The 2,731-nt window shown below is 37.1% G+C and carries 2 protein-coding genes; both read left to right on the top strand.

All coding sequences use genetic code 11. The annotated features are described in order from the left end of the window. Nucleotides 1-364: 364 nt before the first annotated feature. Nucleotides 365-1,132 carry a type IV toxin-antitoxin system AbiEi family antitoxin domain-containing protein gene (locus T472_RS04955; protein ID WP_023388115.1) on the top strand — a complete coding sequence of 256 codons (768 nt, stop codon included), beginning with the start codon at nt 365-367 and terminating at the stop codon, nt 1,130-1,132. After that, nucleotides 1,125-2,075, top strand: coding sequence for a nucleotidyl transferase AbiEii/AbiGii toxin family protein (locus tag T472_RS04950; RefSeq protein WP_023388116.1), 951 nt, complete (start codon nt 1,125-1,127; stop codon nt 2,073-2,075). The genes T472_RS04955 and T472_RS04950 overlap by 8 nt, the downstream gene beginning before the upstream one ends. Nucleotides 2,076-2,731: the final 656 nt, after the last annotated feature.

Below are 2,731 nucleotides of genomic sequence, written 5' to 3'. Positions count from 1 at the left end.
GATATCCTGGATATGGACTGGTTGTTTGGTGGGAGCATCTTTGCAACCATTGCATCCCTTAACTCTTTACTATATGCCATTTTATTCATCCCCTCATCAGTAGTACTTACTATACTATTTTCAATTACCACTGTCAACTATTCTGACACATAGGGCTAAAGGGAAACACTTCAAATATTAAATTTCTTGATACGAAAATTTTTAAAAATGGAACGATTTTCTTTACTTCTGAAGAATAACGTGCTAAAATTAAAAAAAGATGAATAGCACCCGTAAAAAATGGTTATAATATTTTTAAAAACGGAATGTTATTCTTCAAATATGAAGAAAATCATGACAAAATTAAAAAAGCGAGGTGAGATAAGTGGATGTGTTGACTGAACTGGCGAAGTATCCGGTTTTTACAATCGAAGATGTGAAAAAACTTGTAGGTAATGAGAAGACAGCTTATTCTCAGCTGGACCGTTTAATGAAAAAGGATCTGGTCAAAAAGATACGAAAGAACATATACTCTGTGGTTAATCCGACAACAGGGCAGCTTGTAGCAACTCGTTATCAAATCGCTTGCGCCATAACCGACACAGCTTATATCTCTCACCACAGTGCATATGAATATTATGGGCTGGCAAATCAAGTGTTCTATGAAGTGTATGTTTCATCAGAAACAAAGTTCAATCATTTTGAATATGATCATGTCACTTATAAATATGTTGCATCAAGGATGAGTGAGGGTGTTTTTGAAGCAAAGAACACCACCGGGGTTAGAATAACTGATATGGAACGGACAGTTGTTGACAGCATAAGGGATTTCAATAAAATAGGTGGGTTTGAAGAATTATTGAACTGCCTGGAAGGCATCCACTACTTGGATGAAAAGAAACTGAAGCGATACCTTGATATATACAATACCCAGGGCCTTTATCAACGGGTAGGATATCTCCTTAATCATTATCGAAAAGAGATGCAGTTATCGAAGGAGTTCATAGAATATTGCAAAGGTAAAATAGGAAAAAGCAGACGGTACCTTGTTAGTGAAGCAAAGGACGACAGCTTCTATAACAGTGAATGGGAACTGATGGTGCCGGAAGGGCTATTTGAAATAACGGATCAAGGAGGCGATATACTTGTCTAATTACGACATTATATATTTAGGGAAAAAAGCTGAAGAACTGCGATTTGTGAGGGATACATTAGAAAAGGTAACCAGGCTAGCGGATATTTTGGAGTATTTAAATACAAATCCAATTCTTAAAGATAGTCTTGCGCTGAAAGGTGGCACAGCAATTAATCTTACGATTTTCAACTTGCCACGTCTTTCTGTAGATATAGATTTGGATTATTTAATCACCAACAGTAGAGAAGAAATGCTTGAGAGTAGAGAAGTTATTAACAGTACTATTGATCGCTATATGGTGTCCCAGGGGTATTCAATGAATCCCAAGACGAAAAATCCTCATAGCTTGGACTCCTGGGTTTATGACTACATGGGAGCCAGCGGGAATAAGGACAATATCAAGATTGAAGTCAATTACTCATTACGGTCCCACGTTCTTGAAGCAGAAGAAAGACCGATTATAACTGAACACTTTTCCAGTGAATATAAGGTGAAGTCTCTAGCTCCACTTGAGATTTACGGAAGCAAGATGAATGCGCTTTTAAGCAGAGCTGCAGCCAGGGATTTATATGATGCTAGAAATATGATTCACTATGGTCTTTTTGATGAATCGGAAGAGGAGATGCTCAAGAAGTGTGTTGTATTTTATGCAGCCATATCAGCGAAGGATAAGAACAGTATAAACAAGAGTTTTGATACTAAGGCGATTGATTCAATTACAAAGAGGAAGATCAAAACAGATCTTAATCCTGTCATTAAAACAAAAGATGATTTTGAGCTGGAGCCAGCAAAGAAACTTGTTAAAGAGTACATTTCTGATCTGATGGTTTTGACGAAGGAAGAAAAGGAATTCTTGGATAGGTTTGAAAATGGAGAATACATTCCGGAGCTACTCTTTGAAGATGAGAAGATTATAGAACGAATTAGAAATCACCCAATGGCATTATGGAAAACTAGATAATAGAAATGAAGAAACCCACCAAGAGAGAATCTAGCTTCGGAACGTTACCGAGGTTAGAGGGAATCTGAGTGGGTTGTTTTATTTTGTATATATAATAGAAGAAACTCGTTTTAGTATAAACATTAGAAGGTCATATTAAGAGACAATTTCTAGCTCATCACAATGTGGTGGGCTTTATTTTTTTGTCCTTTTTTACATAAAGAATTATTTTAGGGCCTGTAAGTGGGTCTATATAGCATAGTCGGAGCAGCAAAATGCGAAATAAAATGTACTAATTGGCCCTGTGTTATCCTTCTCGTATCATGGCGCGTATTACGCTCCCTATTAAATTTATGAACGACAACGATAATGACGCCTTTAATCGGGCGTTTTTTTAATATACACTGTTAGAGCCGTAAAATTTTGACATAGAGTAGCCATGCTTGCCTGTCCGTAAATTGACGGATATACTGGCAGAGAGGAAGAATTGAATAGAAAGGAAAGGAAAGAACCCCTCCCTGAATTCCGCCTACGAAACTGAATCAGAGAAGGGTTCCCACTAAAATTAATTAGCATGGTTATTTTATCAGAATTCAGGCTAGATAGGAAGGGGGAATCTCTCTTCGTAAGGAGCCATGAGGTGAATTTTTGTCCTGGCTGAATTGATAAAGTAAATT

It is taken from the genome of Youngiibacter fragilis 232.1, from assembly GCF_000495435.3.
Taxonomy (GTDB): domain Bacteria; phylum Bacillota; class Clostridia; order Clostridiales; family Clostridiaceae; genus Youngiibacter; species Youngiibacter fragilis.
This window is presented reverse-complemented; position numbering and strand designations above follow the sequence as displayed.